We start from the raw sequence: 247 nt of genomic DNA, 5'->3' as shown, positions 1-247 counted from the left end.
CTGACCCTGGCTCGTGCCGTCAGTTATTTTCTCGAGCGACGGGTTTTCCTCAACGCCAATCGTACCGTGGTGCTCTGAGGGCATCTTTGCCGCGCATAGAACACCGACTGTCGGTTCTGTACCCACGGAACTGCCAGGCGCTGGCTACTCTCCCCTGACCCGCGTTCGACGACAGATCGTCGACACGCCCACTCGGTAGCCGTCCTGCCCTTACCGGCGGGTGCCGAGACAGACGCTTCAATACTCC

The 247-nt window shown here is 61.1% G+C and carries 1 protein-coding gene; it reads left to right on the top strand.

Annotation, left to right across the window (positions count from 1 at the left end; translation table 11 throughout):
• Nucleotides 1–78 (top strand): hypothetical protein (locus tag AC0IYH_RS33225; RefSeq protein ID WP_471838663.1); only part of this gene is annotated, 78 nt, incomplete at its 5' end.
• Nucleotides 79–247 lie beyond the last annotated feature (169 nt).

This window comes from Pseudomonas sp. AC463 (assembly GCF_979253585.1).
The sequence above is the reverse complement of the archived record's forward strand: the minus strand, read 5'-3'. Positions and strand labels throughout refer to the sequence as shown.